This window comes from Xenorhabdus innexi (assembly GCF_002632485.1).
In the GTDB taxonomy this organism is placed as follows: domain Bacteria; phylum Pseudomonadota; class Gammaproteobacteria; order Enterobacterales; family Enterobacteriaceae; genus Xenorhabdus; species Xenorhabdus innexi.
This window is the reverse complement of the sequence record NZ_NIBU01000014.1, coordinates 2,635-19,229: the sequence shown is the minus strand read 5'-3', so window position 1 is coordinate 19,229 and position 16,595 is coordinate 2,635. Positions and strand designations below refer to the sequence as shown.

18 protein-coding genes, 3 tRNA genes and 1 pseudogene are annotated in these 16,595 nt (G+C 41.0%); 14 read left to right on the top strand and 8 right to left on the bottom strand.

Annotation, left to right across the window (positions count from 1 at the left end):
- From Xinn_RS23410 to Xinn_RS07760, 3 genes and pseudogenes are all read left to right on the top strand, one after another.
- A partial coding sequence (locus Xinn_RS23410; protein WP_211285986.1) for a transposase occupies window positions 1–316 on the top strand: 316 nt, incomplete at its 5' end.
- Between the two features lie 25 nt (window positions 317–341).
- Window positions 342–800 (top strand): annotated as a pseudogene (locus Xinn_RS07765) (cytochrome d ubiquinol oxidase subunit II); the annotation flags it as partial.
- Window positions 757–933: a DUF2474 domain-containing protein gene (locus Xinn_RS07760; RefSeq protein ID WP_422645970.1), complete on the top strand. Its 177-nt coding sequence runs from the start codon at window positions 757–759 to the stop codon at window positions 931–933. The pseudogene Xinn_RS07765 and the gene Xinn_RS07760, both read left to right, overlap by 44 nt.
- Window positions 934–1,075: 142 nt before the next feature.
- Here Xinn_RS07760 and phoH read toward each other — a convergent pair whose 3' ends face one another.
- A complete protein-coding gene (gene phoH / locus Xinn_RS07755) occupies window positions 1,076–1,873 on the bottom strand; it encodes a phosphate starvation-inducible protein PhoH (protein WP_086952893.1) in 798 nt (265 codons plus the stop codon).
- Window positions 1,874–2,248: 375 nt separating this feature from the next.
- Window positions 2,249–3,244, bottom strand: a complete 996-nt coding sequence (locus Xinn_RS07750) for an endonuclease (RefSeq protein WP_186435678.1) — start codon at window positions 3,242–3,244, stop codon at window positions 2,249–2,251.
- 280 nt (window positions 3,245–3,524) lie between these two features.
- Here Xinn_RS07750 and Xinn_RS07745 point away from each other — a divergent pair, with 280 nt between their 5' ends.
- Window positions 3,525–3,713, top strand: coding sequence for a hypothetical protein (locus Xinn_RS07745; protein ID WP_086952891.1), 189 nt, complete (start codon window positions 3,525–3,527; stop codon window positions 3,711–3,713).
- 144 nt (window positions 3,714–3,857) lie between these two features.
- On the opposite strand, the gene Xinn_RS07740 is transcribed toward Xinn_RS07745, so the two are convergent.
- From Xinn_RS07740 to adiA, 5 genes are all read right to left on the bottom strand, one after another.
- Complete coding sequence (locus Xinn_RS07740) at window positions 3,858–4,247, bottom strand: nuclear transport factor 2 family protein (protein ID WP_143706488.1); 390 nt, start codon at window positions 4,245–4,247, stop codon at window positions 3,858–3,860.
- A 116-nt stretch (window positions 4,248–4,363) separates the two neighbouring features.
- The gene (locus Xinn_RS07735) at window positions 4,364–4,801 is read right to left on the bottom strand and encodes a universal stress protein (protein WP_086952889.1); all 438 of its coding nucleotides are present in this window, start codon (window positions 4,799–4,801) and stop codon (window positions 4,364–4,366) included.
- A 143-nt stretch (window positions 4,802–4,944) separates the two neighbouring features.
- Window positions 4,945–5,373: a universal stress protein gene (locus Xinn_RS07730; protein ID WP_086952888.1), complete on the bottom strand. Its 429-nt coding sequence runs from the start codon at window positions 5,371–5,373 to the stop codon at window positions 4,945–4,947.
- A gap of 271 nt (window positions 5,374–5,644) precedes the next feature.
- A complete protein-coding gene (gene adiC, locus Xinn_RS07725) occupies window positions 5,645–6,973 on the bottom strand; it encodes an arginine/agmatine antiporter (RefSeq protein ID WP_086952887.1) in 1,329 nt (442 codons plus the stop codon).
- Between the two features lie 3 nt (window positions 6,974–6,976).
- Window positions 6,977–9,259 carry an arginine decarboxylase gene (gene adiA, locus Xinn_RS07720; RefSeq protein WP_086952886.1) on the bottom strand — a complete coding sequence of 761 codons (2,283 nt, stop codon included), beginning with the start codon at window positions 9,257–9,259 and terminating at the stop codon, window positions 6,977–6,979.
- A 410-nt stretch (window positions 9,260–9,669) separates the two neighbouring features.
- Between adiA and Xinn_RS07715 the strand changes: the two genes are divergently transcribed.
- From Xinn_RS07715 to Xinn_RS07670, 10 genes are all read left to right on the top strand, one after another.
- The gene (locus Xinn_RS07715) at window positions 9,670–10,287 is read left to right on the top strand and encodes a histidine phosphatase family protein (protein WP_086952885.1); all 618 of its coding nucleotides are present in this window, start codon (window positions 9,670–9,672) and stop codon (window positions 10,285–10,287) included.
- A 184-nt stretch (window positions 10,288–10,471) separates the two neighbouring features.
- Window positions 10,472–11,257 carry a thioesterase II family protein gene (locus tag Xinn_RS07710; protein ID WP_169923547.1) on the top strand — a complete coding sequence of 262 codons (786 nt, stop codon included), beginning with the start codon at window positions 10,472–10,474 and terminating at the stop codon, window positions 11,255–11,257.
- Window positions 11,258–11,368: 111 nt separating this feature from the next.
- Window positions 11,369–11,737: a hypothetical protein gene (locus Xinn_RS07705; RefSeq protein WP_086952883.1), complete on the top strand. Its 369-nt coding sequence runs from the start codon at window positions 11,369–11,371 to the stop codon at window positions 11,735–11,737.
- A gap of 145 nt (window positions 11,738–11,882) precedes the next feature.
- A complete protein-coding gene (locus Xinn_RS07700) occupies window positions 11,883–12,284 on the top strand; it encodes a GFA family protein (protein ID WP_086952882.1) in 402 nt (133 codons plus the stop codon).
- Window positions 12,285–12,610: 326 nt separating this feature from the next.
- Window positions 12,611–13,252: a UvrY/SirA/GacA family response regulator transcription factor gene (gene uvrY, locus Xinn_RS07695; protein ID WP_086952881.1), complete on the top strand. Its 642-nt coding sequence runs from the start codon at window positions 12,611–12,613 to the stop codon at window positions 13,250–13,252.
- A 45-nt stretch (window positions 13,253–13,297) separates the two neighbouring features.
- The gene (gene uvrC / locus Xinn_RS07690) at window positions 13,298–15,130 is read left to right on the top strand and encodes an excinuclease ABC subunit UvrC (protein WP_086956392.1); all 1,833 of its coding nucleotides are present in this window, start codon (window positions 13,298–13,300) and stop codon (window positions 15,128–15,130) included.
- Between the two features lie 56 nt (window positions 15,131–15,186).
- Window positions 15,187–15,735, top strand: a complete 549-nt coding sequence (pgsA, locus tag Xinn_RS07685; RefSeq protein WP_086952880.1) for a CDP-diacylglycerol--glycerol-3-phosphate 3-phosphatidyltransferase — start codon at window positions 15,187–15,189, stop codon at window positions 15,733–15,735.
- Between the two features lie 142 nt (window positions 15,736–15,877).
- Window positions 15,878–15,953: transfer RNA gene (locus Xinn_RS07680), tRNA-Gly, on the top strand.
- Between the two features lie 4 nt (window positions 15,954–15,957).
- A tRNA-Cys gene (locus Xinn_RS07675) sits at window positions 15,958–16,031 on the top strand.
- A 6-nt stretch (window positions 16,032–16,037) separates the two neighbouring features.
- Window positions 16,038–16,124, top strand: a tRNA-Leu gene (locus Xinn_RS07670).
- 209 nt (window positions 16,125–16,333) lie between these two features.
- On the opposite strand, the gene Xinn_RS07665 is transcribed toward Xinn_RS07670, so the two are convergent.
- Window positions 16,334–16,595, bottom strand: a 262-nt coding sequence (locus Xinn_RS07665; RefSeq protein ID WP_169923546.1) for a tail fiber assembly protein, incomplete at its 5' end; no start/stop codon positions are given.

Here is a 16,595-nt window from a genome sequence, read left to right as displayed (position 1 = left end):
ATTCATTGCCGAAGCCTGTGGTCTTAATGAGGGACTGGGAGTGAAAGGCCAGTGGGGAACGCTTCAATCCATGGAGACACGCATGCAGTTTCTATCAGACCCGACACATCGGATCCGATTCGTTTATACCCCCAAACACGCTTCCTGGTTAAATCAAATTGAATGTTGGTTCAGTCTGGTCTCCCGACATTTGCTCAGGCGGCTTTCCGTCAGCAGCAAAGCGATATTACGGACATGCATTTTAAAATATATCGAATATTACAACCGGGTATTAGCTAAACCTTTTAAGTGGCTTTACCGTGGGAATACAAAGTGATGTCATTAATTGCAGAATACACCACGAGGGGCATTTGCAGCAAAAAATGTGCAGCATCCTGCGCCCATTAACTTTGTTGATGCTGATAACCATTATTATTATCAGCATCTGGACACCTGTTTCTCAGCCAGCTATTACTGAGCGCTGGTTCAGCCTGCCTAATCTGTTCTTCTTTCTGCCTGTGCCGTTACTGGTTTTAGGATCAAGCTGGAAATTACTGGCAACCAAACATACCAGCAGCCACAGCACACCGTTTTTAGCTGCATTATTGTTGGTTTTTATGGGGTTCAGCGGATTAGGGATCAGTATCTGGCCAAATATCATTCCACCCTTTATCAGCTATGAAGAGGCTGCTTCTCCGCCTCAATCTCTGGGTTTTATGCTTGTCGGTGCACTGTTTATCATCCCAATAATATTGGTTTACACCTATTGGAGTTATTATGTCTTCCGAGGAAAAATCACCCATGAACAAGGCTACCACTAAAACAGATCATTCCCCGCTATGGAAGCGCTTGGCTTGGATGATAACCATTTGGTGTTGTAGTGTATTAGCACTTTATGCAGTTTCTGCTTTATTCCGTTTTTTAATGACAGCAGCAGGGATGAAGGTTAAATAACGAGTAATTTTTTAACGGCTTCATAATTGCAGCGTGATATAGATAGCAATAAATGAAGCCGTTTTGTTTTATTACACTTCGTCTTTCAAGCTGCCGGTTGCCTTCTGAGCAACTGTTATTCCGGCTTATCGTTTATTTTCGCTTAAACTGCCGCACTGTAAGCCTGTAATGCTTTTTGACATAACTTAGAGCGCACGCAATCTTCTTGAGAGAAATGAATTACACTGATTGTTTCATCATCAAAAAACCGCTCCAGCGCATCTACCAGCCCAGATTTGGTATTGTCCGGTAAATCACACTGGCTGATATCCCCATTCACAATTACTGTTACGTTTTCACCCAATCGGGTTAAAAACATTTTCATTTGGTTAATTGTCACATTCTGAGCTTCATCAAGGATCACAAATGCATTTTCAAATGTCCTGCCACGCATATAAGCAAAAGGTGCTATCTCGACTTTTCCAATCTCAGGACGAAGACAATATTGCAAAAATGAGGCGCCCATACGTTTTAATAACACCTCATAAACGGGGCGGAAGTATGGTGCAAACTTTTCGGCCATATCTCCCGGCAGATAACCCAAATCTTCTTCTGCCTGCAATACCGGCCGGGTCACGATGATTTTATCAACCTCTTTATTAATCAGCGCATCAGCAGCCATGACTGTGCTGATAAAAGTTTTACCACAACCCGCTTCACCATCAGCAATAACCAATTGCTTATTATTAATAGCCCGCATATAACGGTACTGCACTTCATTGCGTGGACGAATTTCAGAGGTATCCCTGTTTTCACGCGCCATTCCAATAGCTTCTACTCCGCCAATTTGTACTAATGAGGTAACGTTATTATCATTGCGATAACGAGACTGACGCATGTCTTTTCTCAGCATTCTCCTGACTTCACGACGAGATTTCATCACTGCTTTCTGTCTACTCATAGTCGCACACCTTATCGTTGGCTTCACACTTGTGGTGTCTATCATCGATAGAATATGAAATAGATGTGAGCTCCCTTTTCAGCTCATTGAGATCCATAAAAAAACCGGTGATAAGACAACCGCCCTTCTGTTGGCAGTACGGTCTTTATCACCGGTTCGTTTCCTGACTGAATTGTAATTGTTTCAGTATCTGTCATCGGCATTCCTCGCACATCCACTTTACAGTAACCAGACTTATTTTAGCGGACTATGATGTCAGTATAATGACAATCTTTTATTTATGACAAGGTAACAATTTAAATTTTACTGAAACATTTTTTAACTTTTGATTGATAAAATCTCAAATCAACAAAATAACAATTCAACTTATATTAACTATTTTTTACAGTTAGCAGCTAAATGATAACCTGCTTTCTCAGCTTCAGATCCTGAGCGGAAATAAACAGCATTTTTATCTGCCGTAGTTTTATACCCGGAACAGTGATAAAAATGATATATCATACTGTTTTTATTCCCTTTGATTTTTTCATTTCCAGCGGATTTAACTGTTGATTTAGCCATTGTTACCGGCTCGGAAACTGACCGTACTGTATTAACACTGTGACTATTATTTTGCCCGTTAATTCCCTGCCCCGAATTTTTATGCCCTAACTGCCATTTTTTACTGCCGGTAACAAATGGATTGTGATGCCCCATAATCCGAGCGATTCGGTTATCTCTTTCCCGCTCCCAGGCTTCTACAGGATATTGGCGATCCCAGGCCATCATTAACTGCTGTTGCTGACGTGACATTGTCAGGTTATAACGGTCATGCATATAAAAATAGACTCTGGCTACCATGCCTTTTACTTTGTCCCGCGGCTCAAACAGACGCGATTTAAAATCAACTTTACTACTACAGGCACCATACATATTGGCCAGATTTCTGTCAGCCATTCCATATCCTAAATTGCTGCGGTCTCCATTTACTTCACCAATAGAAGGCGCCAGATTATGCATATCCGATTCTATCACGCGAAATGCCGGATCATTATCAACACAGTTTTTTCTGCCGCCATTCTGCCAACATTGCCTCTGATGACCGAATACCCATGCTGGTACAATATGCTCCCACTCGATACGTTCCGCCCGGTTCTGCTGTGACCTTACACGATAATGACATGAAGGTAAGTCAACACGCCCGCCGCTTTTACCTACCCATTGCCAATCACAGCCACAATACAAAGTACCAACACCTGACTTTTCCAGTCCTGCATAAACATATTTCCGTGATTCAACTTTAGCCTGCTCAAAGTTAGCCGGAGCACTCCATACACTAAAAGAAATAATTAACCCTAAAAAAAATAAAAAATAATTTGCCCAAAGGCGAATATTATTGTTCAAAATAATACCTATTTACTTGTTGTGTCATATCAATCTGGTATCCTGCCTGATTAGGAGAATAAATGCACATATTTTATTTGTCAGTTCTTTCTTAATCATGACTATAAAATCAGTTTGGTATTTCAGTTTACCAAAATAAATATTACTTAATTCATCGAATAAGTTAATTTATTGCAGCTTTAACGACTCGAATACTCTGTTCATTAAGCCATTGAATTATTTCTAATTGGGTAAAATCACATCAACTTTAGGATATTTAATAATATATATGACGATTAACACTAAATTTGAACAGCTTGAGCACGAGCTACTGGATATTGTGAAAAAATATTCAGGAAATGAAGAGGTAATGATTAACACGATTAATACCTCAGAAAATCACTTACAAATTCAGGTTATCATTGCAGGTAAAAAACAACTGGATATTACTTTAAATTCGTTTTCTGATGGAGAATAATCACACTCGATGCCTAAAACACAAACAAAGAGAACCGACTATTCTACAATGGTTCTCTTTGTTTAATTTTATTATATTAATAATAATTAATATTTTTAAATTTCATTTAATAAATGTTAAGCATTATTAAGGTTATAAAAAATATTATTTCCTAGACCCTAAATCATCATCCTGTTCATCACCGCTGATCTTTCTGGTCAGTTCATAACAGTGTGTGATTTTCCCCTCACTAAGTATGAATCTGGCAAACACTTCAAATTCAGCATTAGCCCCGTCTTTTTTAGTCACCTTGACTCGATGATGTGTATGAACATTATTTCCATTTTCCGCTATGGATAAAATATCAATGTTCGCATTTATTAAAGTATCTTTTAATACCTGAATATGTGAAACAAAGTGATGGAACAAAAGCTCATTACCATTGACGACCTGAATATAGTCATTAGAGAAATAGGCTTCAATATCAGCGGTAGTCACACTACTACTTTCAAGCATATATTTTAAAGCGTTTACTACAATAGCAGAACCTGACACAGTGTATTCCTCTATAAATTTATAAAAAAATAATACATATAACCACTGAACATTCACCCCAGCAGACATTTTATCTGTCGGGGTGAATAATAAATAAATAGTTAGTGCAACTTAGCTTAACGAACGACTAATACTGAAATATCTGCATACCCCACAATCCCTGAGGCATTAGAGCCCAGAAGATGAGTGGAAATATCAGGCCTGCGAGAACCGACAATTATTAAGTCAGCTCCGATTTCACGGGCAGTAGAGAGAACTTTATCTCGAGGGGAACCGAAGGCAACGGAAAACGATACTTTGTCCTGCGGTAAATTGATTTTTTCTACAACTTTTTTGAGTTCCTCTTCAGAATTTGCAATGGCTTTTTTTGCAAAGGCACTCAGTAAATCATAATGATAGCTATAATTTACAGAAAATCTCGAAATATCAGGAACCGAGTGAAACAGATGAACCTTTGCACCAGAAATTTTTGCCAAAAATTCTGCATGCTTAAGCGCATTGTCAGTCAAGTGATCTTCAGCAATATCTATTGGAACCAAAATCGTTTTATACATATTTACTCCCCTGTAATCGAATATTTCCCACCGTCTTTCAAGCTGTGTCTTGAAATTCGTGGGGTATAGCCGTTAACCATTACGCTGTTACAATCAGTGAAACCACAACAAAAATGACTAATAGCCATAAGGTACAACGGTTACTACCTCACAACTAATACGGATGTCTTCGCATATCTGACGACTGCTGCGGAATTGGAACCCAGTAAATGGGTGGTGATATTCGGCCGCCTTGAACCAATCACAATGAGATCAGCGCCGAGTTCATCTGCCGTGGCAGTGATTTCATCTCTTGGTGAACCGAAAGCAATAGAATAACTGATACGCTCAGCCGGTAGATCAATGGAAGCAACCAGCTTGCCCAGATCTTTCTCGGCCTTAATCGTCGCTTTATCTTTAATTTCCATATAGCCTAATGCATAAGCATTAATAATCGCGGATGAAATAGGCAGGACATGTAAAATATGTAATTTAGCGCCTGTTTCTCTGGCAATGTTAAGCGCGCAGTGAACAGCTTTGCTTGTCAGTTCATCCTCAGAGATATCTACTGGTAATAAAATAGTTCTGTACATAACGCACGCTCCTATTAACTCAACTACCTAATTTAGCTGATTTTACAAGTATATTAAGATCCCGTATTACTTACTGTGAGTTGTCTAACAACTCAACATCTTAGGACTAAACCAAACCAATAAACAGAGAATTATACTCCGTGGCTCCCAAAGTATATTGGGTGTATATAGCCTCTGACCTGCAATATATCGTATTACCGAAATCAGTTTAGCCTAAAAAATAAAACAAAAAAGGTGCTGATATGCAGCACCCTTTTAAATATAAATTAGGTTAATCCTTTTTCTCTAACGGAAAAGGCGCCGGATGTTTCGTGTTGTAGTTAAAAGTATACATAGCTGTTATAACCATCATTACCACCAGCGTCCAGACTACTTCTTTTGCACCTGTACCCAATACAGCCCAGATACAGTAAACAAAGGCAATAAATGTAATCGCAACATAACGCCCTTTTTCCTGCCCAAAGTGACCGTGACCGAGTAATAATAGTGCAGCACAGGTATACAGATAAGGTATCAAGGTAAAAATCACAGATACCGATGAAACTAAACTGAACTCTTTGGCTGCATCAGGAGAAATACTGCTGAACTGTACAACACTCATTAAAATCCCCAGTATCAACAGACCAGCCACCGGCGTTCCGGCTTTATTCACTTTGGCAAAGATTTTAGGAAATAGGCCATCATCGGCTGCCGCTTTTGCCGTCTGACCGGCAAGCAGTGTCCAGCCTCCCAGAGATCCCAGACAGCCTGCCGCCGCACAGAATGCCACGATTGCACCAGCGGTATCCCCCAGAGCCAGACGTGCTGCATCACCAAATGGTGAAGATGACATAACCAGACTCGCGTTGGGGATCATTCCCATAATCACACTGCTGGATAAGACATAACACACAGCAGCAATCAGTACGCCACCAATCGTAGCAATCGGCACATTCCGTTTGGGATTTTTTACGACACCGGCAGCAACGGATGCACTTTCAACACCGATAAAAGACCATAAAGTTACGTTTAAGGTACTTTGAATAGCGCTAAACGTGTTCATGCCGCTGACGTTCCAGGCATCCATATAGGTTGAACCGCTGAACCAGAACCAGCCAAATACAGCAACGGCGACAATCGGGATCAGAGCAAGAGTTGTCGCTACGGCCTGAACTCGGGTAATAACATGAGGGCCGATAATATTCAGGAAAACAAATATCCACAATATTGCTATACAGGTGAATGTTGAAATAACCGGATCTTTCAGAATGGGAAAAAAGTAGCTGATATAGCCTACTCCAATCACAACCATCGCGATATTGCCAATCCAGCAGGCTAACCAGTAAAGGACGTTCGTCTGATAACCAAGAAATGGCCCGAATGCTCTCCTCGCATAAGCATAAGAGCCGCCCGGACTATCATCCAGTGAAGAGATTTTGGCATATACAATGGATAATCCAACCGCTCCAATGATAGTCACCAACCATCCCAGAATAGCGATTCCCCCTGTCGCCGCCAGACTCGCTGGCAACAGGAAAACGCCCGATCCCATGATATTCCCCGCGACCATCAGTGTTACCGGAATCAAACCCACTTTTTTTGTTTCAGCGACTGTGGCCATAGTTTATTTTCCCTTACGCTTTATGCACATTACGTGATAAACACCATCAATGATTTCCGTCCCTTCCGTTTCATGCTCAAAGCCGGGAAATTCATGATCCCATTTTTGCAATGCGTGCAAGTAGCTAATCTGTGGGCTGTTTTTATCACCGAAGTTTTCCCCTGACATCAACATAGGAATACCCGGCGGGTAAGGAATAATTGAGTTCGCAGCAATACGATGGGGAAGTTTATCCAGTGCAACCAACTCGACATCATTGGTCACAACCGCCTGATAGGCTGCCCGGGGTATCATGTCAACTTCAGGCAACATCGCGTATGCCTGATTCAGTTTTTCACCTGGGTTATTTTTGTGTAAGTAGGCGAACATTTTATCACCCAAATCTCTTACCCCTGACTTGGCATATACATCTGGATATTCATGTACTAAATCAGGCAATACCTTACTCAACGATGTATTAGCATCATAATGATGTTTAAATGAAAGCAGAGTGTTGAGTAATGTGCCCCATTTCCCTTTAGTAATTCCCATTGAAAACAGGAACATGATTTGGAAATCTGTGGTACGTGTCGGAACAATACCATGCTGGCTTAACCATGCTGTCACCAGTGCTGCCGGAACCCCCTGTTTCAATAACTTACCATTGTCTCCCATACCGGGAGTCAGAATACTGACTTTAATTGGATCAAGCATACTCCAGTCATTAGGCAAATCTTCAAACCCATGCCAACTGTCACCGGGGTTCATCGTCCAGCAACTTTGTTTTGTAGCCAGTAAATCCCGTGGAGCATCTGCAAAAAGCATTTTTTTGCCTGTTGCCGGGTCTGTGACCTGCTCCTGATTCCACGGTTTAAAGAACCACTCCCCTTTTTTGCTGTAATCCCGATACAAGCGTGCTAAGGCCTGACGAAAATCGACTGCCTCTTCAATGACTTCCTGCGTGAGCGAATAACCACTGTTGCCATCCATCATTGAGGTAGCAATATCATTTGAAGCACAGATCGCATACAGAGGTGATGTTGTTGCATGCATCATATAGGCTTGATTAAATCTTGAGAAATCAATCGGATTACGACCATCACGCACATGGATAAAAGAGGCCTGAGAGAGTGCATTCAGAAGCTTATGGGATGAATGTGTGGCAAAAACCGTTGGCCCTTTATGTGTTTTCGGGTCACCGCGCATAGCATAGTGATCATGATAGATAGGGTTAAAACGGGCGTAACCGTACCATGCCTCATCAAAATGAATTCTATCAACGCTTTTATCCAGCAGGTTTTGTACATGCTTGGCGTGATAGCAAACCCCGTCATAAGTACAGTTTGTCACAACAGTATAAACCGGTTTTTGTTTTGCCATGTTTTTGGTCAACGGGTTCTGTTTCAACTTTTTCTGGAGGGTTTTTGTCTCCATTTCCTGCGGATAGATTGGCCCGATAATACCGTACCGATTGCGACTCGGCAGCATATAAACAGGCTTGGCTCCCGTCAGTATCAGCCCCTGTTCAATGGATTTATGACAGTTACGGTCAATAATGACGATATCATCCTCTGTCATACAGGCCTGCATAATAGTGCGGTTAGAGCCTGATGTTCCGACCACAACCGAATACGAATGATCGGCACCAAACACTCTGGCGGTATTTCTTTCACTCTCACCGAATGCTCCGGTGTGATCCAGCAGTGAACCCAAAGAAGAACGCTCAATTCCCATATCAGAACGAAAAAGATTTTCACCATAATAATCATGATAAATACGACCAACAGGCGTTTTATTAAAGCCTACACCTCCCTGATGCCCGGGCGCTGCCCATGAATACTCATAGACTTTTCTGTAATTCATCAAAGCAGACATTAATGGCGGCAATAATTGCTGACGATAACGGTGCATCGCAGCAATAGCCCTGCCTGCAATAAAATCTGAGGAATCTTCAAGTATCCATGCGAACTCCGTTAATTGTTCCAACATCGCATGATCCAGTAAAAAGACCGTTTTTTCCCGATCACTTAATAAAAATACCGGCACATCTTCCTGACGCTCAAACAGTTTATTCAGTAGTTTTTGGATCTGCTGATATAAGTCATCATCCATTAATGCACAACTCACCATTAAACAATCAACCGGTTCATTAGCCGCAATTATCGTATAACTATCATCAAAAGAGTCCGCAATAACAACTTCAACGTCCCGTTCAATTAATTTATCCGCTAAACGATGTATTGCGTTTTCAATATAATGACTATGATGCTTTGTACCCACCTCATTTTTTGCGATCAATACCTTCATGACGTTTTCCTTTTCTACTCTACTCGAAATAACAAATAGACTTAATGTTATCTGGCGGTTACCATAGATGGCTGCCATATGCAGGAAAATTAAATGACTGTTACCATTTATGACCTCGCATTAAATTCTTTTACAATGCGGCATGAACAGTAACATCAATATTAATGCATTAATCACAATAAATAACTATTTGTGAGCGTATAAGATTATGAGTTTAAAGTTACTTTGATTAAATATAGTGGCTATTTTTCATAGTGCAATTCAACGAATTCCACTCATTCAATGACTACCAACAGCATGAACATTTATTTTAATATTTATATGCAATTAATTATTTTTCTAATTCTTTGATGTATTAATACATTTTATTTATAGATGAAATTAGTGATATTAAATACAAGGAACAAATAATGCGTATCATTGCAATACGGCATGCAGAAACTCAATGGAATATAGAAAGGACTCTTCAGGGTCGTCTGGATAGCCCTGTGACTGAAAAGGGATTCCGCCAGATAAACTCATTACTGACCGCAATAAAAGATTTTCCCATCAGCAAAATTGTCTCATCTCCTTCCGGTCGGGCCATAACTACAGGTCAGGTTTTAGCTGAATACTTTCGCTGTCAGCTGGAAATTAATGAAAATTTATACGAACAAAATTTCGGTGTATTAGAAGGGCTATCTTTCGAACAGGCTGAATATCACTATCCTGATGTTACATCACGGGTTTTTGCCGGAGATCCGACGATAACTATACCTGAAGGTGAATCGGCAATTGAAGTAGCACAAAGAGCTGTCAGTTATATACAAAATCTGGCAAAAAATAGCAGTAATGATACAGTATGCCTGATTACACATGGCCGCACTCTACAATCAATATTATGGCAAATAAAAGGTGCTAATTTGCAGGAGGCAACAACACAGTATAATCATCCAAACTGTAGTTACTCTGTTATTGATGCTAAAAATGAACAGATTCGTGTCGTTCGTTGGGGTATTGCCACTCACTTACTTGAAATAAAATCATAATTGTAAAGATATCTCCGCTGATCTGTTTCATAAAATCTCAGAGACATAACAAAAAACCCTAAAAGCATTATATTTTAATATTCGATAGTATGTTCCAAAGACAGTAGCTTGCTGTTAATGAAAATACATAAATAATACAATATCTTTATTTTAAGATAGCTAAAAATAAGAATGGGATTCTATTGTGAACAACGAATACTCGCCGTATTTTATCAACCTCAGTCAGGTTTTTAACCCGAAGATCAGAATATTTTGCTTCCCTTATGCGGGAGGCAGTAGCTCAACCTTCGTTCCTTTTGCCAGAAAGATCACAGAGCATGTTGAGTTTCTGGTCATTCAACCTCCGGGTAAAGGTTCAAGATTCAGGGAAAAACCTTACGATAACATGCAAAACCTGGTTGATAATTTATATACCAACATTAAACCATTACTGAATATGCCCTATATCTTTTTAGGACATAGCTTAGGCAGCCGGGTTGCTTTTGAGTTATTAAGAAAAATCGATGCAGCAGCCTTACCGCTACCCATTGAATTTATTGCTTCCGGCAGCCGGGGCCCACAGGTTTCAGCCATCAGAAAGCCAATAAGCGGATTGGACGATAAACAATTTGCGATTGCATTACAGGAATTCGGGCGCGTAAATCAGCAGGTTCTTGATAATGATGAGTTACTGTCACTGATTTTGCCTGCTATCAAAGCAGATTTTAAAATCTCAGAAGAGTATTACTATAGCGGAACAGCATCTTTCGCCTGCCCATTAACCGTATTTGGCGGAACAGATGATCCTCTGGTAGCAGAACACGAACTTGACTCTTGGTTTGATTTATTTGAGCAGGATAAGAACATCATTCTTTTTAAAGGCCGTCATTTCTTTATTGATGATAATCATGATCTGGTTGTTGATGCTTTATCAAAAATAATTCAAGCGAAAATATCCCGGTGCCTCTATAAAACCTTACCAGCTAATTAATACAATACAGACAAATCCGGCCACATCAATATCTATGTGGCCCGAAAATTAATATTGATAAAAATAAAAACCAACGTACAATCATAAAAATTTATTAGTGGAGGCCCCGGCATGGAAAAATTTACTGATAAATTAATTAGTCTGGATCGCTTTCTTCTGCGAATACTCCGATTTTTTTTACACGCTTTAGCCATTTTTTTAATTGGCATTATTCCCGGCGTATTAGGTTTTTTCCTAATTGAAAGTCACGCTATTCCTGATGCTCTATTGAATTCTGTTTCAATGATTGGCACACAAAGCCTGCATATACAGCCAACCAGCACACTGGGGAAATATTTCGCTGCTATTTATGGTTTATTTCTACAGGCTATCTTTTTTATTGCTGTCGGGCTGGTAGTAACACCATTCGTTCATCGTATTTTGCACAATTGGCATATTGATGATGACGATGAAATTGATAATAAAGAAAAGGATACATAAACCATAACGTTTCCTTTCTGTAATTGTTTTTATATGAATAAATGTGATAAATATTCCAAATACCACAAAATAAATGGTTAATATATAACTATATTTGTTATAAAATTTTATTACTAACATTTATCTTAAACACATAGGTAATACAATGAATAAAGGCCGTTGTTTGTGTGGTGCAGTAGAAGTAAAAACCAGCCTATCTATTGATAGCATTAATGTATGCCACTGTGAAACATGCCAAAAATGGAGCGGAGGCCCATTTATGTCCGTAGACTGCAAAAACGATTTGCAGATAACAGGGAATGAAAATATCTCAACTTATCACTCTTCAGAGTGGGCAGAGAGAGCCTTCTGTAAAAAATGTGGAGCTCATCTTTTTTATCATCTTCATCAACCCAACGCTTATTATGTACCCATAGCGCTATTTGAAAATAATGGTTCAGCGAAATTATCTCAGCAAATTTTTATTGACAGTAAACCCGGATATTATAATTTTGTCGAAAAAACACCAATGTTAACTAAACAAGATATTTTAAACATGTTCAGTTAACAATTTATATGAGGGGAAAAATTCCCCTCATAATATTTTCAAAAATAGATAATCATTCATACTCTCTATTTTCTCCTCCCCTGTCGAAATAAATATGAAATAGATTCCATAACAAACAAATCTTATAAAAATAATTACTTTTACATTTATTTTATTGATATATAACAATTTCTTTCTGTTTTTTGCTAATACCAGTATAATGCTGCCCAATCAGGAAAATATGTTTTATATCCGATGGATTTCCAGCATTGTCAACCCAGTTGCAGCTTGAAAACAGCGGATAACTTGAAAATCGAAGGCAGGTGTTACGTTGGTGGAGAAGTTGTTTGATAAATGTTTTGTTAGTTGATGATCACGAACTGGTTCGCATTGGCGTGAAAGGCATACTTGATGATGTGCGGGGAATTAAAGTTATAGGTGAAGCCGGTAGCGGAGAAGAGGCTATTAAATGGTGCAGATCCAACAGCACGGATGTTGTTATCATGGATATGGGGATGCCGGGAATTGGCGGCCTTGAAGCTGCAAAAAAAATAATTCGTTACTCACCGGATACCCGGATTATTATGCTGACTATTCATACTGAAAGCTCTCTGCCGACAAAAGTGATGCAGGCCGGTGTCAGGGGCTATTTAAGTAAAGCGGCTACTCCTCAGGATATGATCAACGCTATCCGGACTGTTTATGCCGGACAACGCTATATTTCTCCTGATATCGCCCAACAAATGGCTCTCGATCAGCTATCTCCGCAAAAAGAGAATCCGCTGGATGATCTCTCTGAGCGTGAGTTACAGATCATGACAATGATTACTCAGGGCAAGAAAGTAAATGAAATATCAACGCTACTTAATCTGAGTCCGAAAACAGTTAATAGCTATCGCTATAGAATGTTCAACAAATTAAACATAAAAGGTGATGTAGAATTAACCCATATAGCAATGCGCTGTGGTTTGCTTGATGCACCAATATGATAAATCATAGTGGGTGATAAAACGGTCGGTGATGGGTGGGAAATCGTGGCAGAGCAATTTGATTCAAAAACATTCTTAAAAACAGTAACCAGCCAACCCGGTGTTTACAGAATGTATGATGCTACCGGGGCTGTAATCTATGTCGGCAAAGCCAAGGATTTAAAGAAACGGCTTTCCAGCTATTTCCGGGTGCAGGTTGGCAGCCGTAAAACTGAATCTCTGGTGAAAAATATCGCGCAGATAGATGTCACTATCACCCATACAGAGACAGAAGCTCTCCTGCTTGAACATAACTACATCAAACTCTACCAGCCCCGCTATAACGTACTACTGCGGGATGATAAATCTTATCCTTACATTTTCTTAAGTGGTGATGCACATCCCCGTCTGACAATATATCGCGGAGCCAAACATGCTAAAGGGGAATATTTTGGGCCATTCCCAAACTCCCACGCAGTACGTGACGCACTGGCACTTTTACAAAAATTATTTCCCATTCGCCAGTGTGAAAACAGCGTATATCGCAATCGCTCCAGACCTTGCCTGCAATACCAGATTGGTCGCTGCCTCGCGCCCTGCGTAAAAGGCTTTGTAACAGAAGAGGAATACCAGCAGCAGGTTGAATATGTGCGTTTATTTCTGGCTGGTAAAGATCAGCAGGTACTGGCTGAACTCGTTAAAAAAATGGAAGAAGCAAGCAAACAGCTCAATTTTGAAGATGCAGCACGCTATCGCGACCAGATTCAGGCTGTCCGGCAAGTCACAGAACGGCAATCCGTCTCCGGTGAAGGCGATGATCTGGATGCTATCAGTGTTGCCTTTGAATCAGGTATGGCCTGTGTCCATGTTCTATTTATCCGACAGGGTAACATTCTGGGTAGCCGTAGTTACTACCCCAAAATTCCCACAGATACCAAATTAGATGAAGTTGTACAGACTTTCCTCGGGCAATTTTATCTTCAGGGTAGTCAGAATCGGACACTACCCACAGAAATTTTACTGGACTTTTCGTTACCGGAAAAAGCGGTGCTGGAAAGCTCTCTTTCTGAATTATGCGGGAGAAAAGTGCATATCCAGCCGCGTCCCAGAGGGGACAGAGCCCGTTATCTCAAACTGGCACGTACCAATGCCGCTACCGCATTAACCACCAAACTTTCCCAGCAATCGACAATTCACCAACGTCTGGCAGCACTTGCTGAATTTGCCGGTATCGGAAAAATCCGCCGGATGGAATGCTTCGATATCAGCCATACTATGGGAGAACAGACAGTGGCATCCTGTGTTGTATTCGACAGTAATGGTCCTTTACGTTCTGAATATCGTCGCTATAACATAACGGGGATCACAGCAGGCGATGACTATGCTGCTATGAATCAGGTCTTACGCCGTCGCTACAGCAAAGCTATTGATTCAGCAAAAATTCCTGACATCATCTTTATTGATGGCGGTAAAGGGCAATTAAAGCAGGCAACAGAAGTTTTTAACTCTTTAGACGTTGAATGGGATAAAAGGCATCCTAAACTTATTGGAGTAGCCAAAGGCAGTGACCGCAAGGCCGGGCTGGAAACGCTATTTTTCTCCACAGAAGAAGAAGGAATGGCACTCCCTCCTGATTCACCAGCCTTACATGTCATTCAACATATACGTGATGAATCTCACAATCACGCAATTATAGGTCATCGCCAGCGCAGGGAAAAAGTAAAAAAAACCAGCGCACTGGAATCTATAGAAGGAATCGGACCAAAACGTCGGCAAATGCTGTTAAAATATATGGGAGGGTTGCAACCCTTACGTAGTGCAAGTGTAGAAGAGATCGCAAAAGTACCTTCTATCTCTTATGCACTGGCAGAAAAAATTTATAATGCGTTGAAACACTAAGAATCTTGATGCACCATACCTATAAACTTTACTTGGCCAGATAGTTACGAAGCATTATGCAATTAAATATTCCAACATGGCTTACTCTATTTCGTATTGCCTTAATCCCATTCTTTGTTTTGGCTTTTTACCTGCCTTTCCAATGGGCGCCGATGTTATGCGCCATCATCTTTGTCATCGCTGCGGCGACAGACTGGTTTGATGGTTTTCTTGCCCGTTTATGGAAACAGACAACCCGCTTTGGCGCATTTCTTGATCCTGTTGCCGATAAAGTTATGGTAGCTACTGCATTAGTATTGGTAGCAGAACATTATCATACTTGGTGGATAACCTTACCGACAGCAACCATGATTGCGCGAGAGATTATCATCTCCTCCCTCCGGGAATGGATGGCGGAATTAGGAAAACGCAGCAGCGTCGCTGTTTCCTGGATGGGCAAAGTAAAAACAACGGCGCAGATGGCAGCATTGGTTGCTTTACTGTGGCGCCCGAACATGGAATTTGAAATCGGTGGTTTCATCTTATTATACGCTGCAACAATCCTGACATTCTGGTCAATGTTTCAATATTTGAGCGCCGCATGGGCGGATTTGCGTGAAAGTTGATCCAACTGATGCAAAAACCACCGAACGAACGAGTTTTCTAAATAATTGTGTTGACTCATTTCGTGAAATAAGTAGAATGCAACGCATCGAACGGCACATGAGGTTTACGAAATAAGTTAAGTAAATCAAGCGGTTCGAAAAGGCGGGAATAGCTCAGTTGGTAGAGCACAACCTTGCCAAGGTTGGGGTCGCGAGTTCGAGTCTCGTTTCCCGCTCCAAAAAGGCGCGTTGGCAGAGTGGCCATGCAGCGGATTGCAAATCCGTCAACCTCGGTTCGACTCCGGGACGCGCCTCCAGATTCAGCCCAGGTGGTGAAATCGGTAGACACAAGGGATTTAAAATCCCTCGGCTGTAAGGCTGTGCGGGTTCAAGTCCCGCCCTGGGCACCAAATGAAAACTTTCTGGTAAAACAGTGAGTTAGGGAATAAAAAAGAGCCACCGCAAGGTGGCTTTTTTCTTTGACAAAAATCCCCTTTCACTATTCGTTCACTATATTTTTTCACTATATTTGTTGACCTCCGATTTAAGACCTCCGTTCCCGTTTCAGCACCCCCGAACTTGTTAAAAAACAGCAAAAGGGGGCACTATGCCCCTGTCCTCACTCCGGCTGTTCAGGCCAGTCAATTTCTGGCGCACTCGAGCAATCCACCCGGTTAAGCAATACCCGGTATTTCTTCCAGACCAGCAGCGCGGCTTTCTCTTCCTCCGTCGCCATGTCGAGGTCTACCGCGTCCTGAAGGGGGGCGATAACCCTTGACGCTTGCGCAATCAGAAACTTTTTTTTCGCTTCGGCTTCAGTCAGGTGTTGCTCCGGTAATTTCACCTTTTTCCTGACCGCCTGACCGTCAAAGACCCACTCG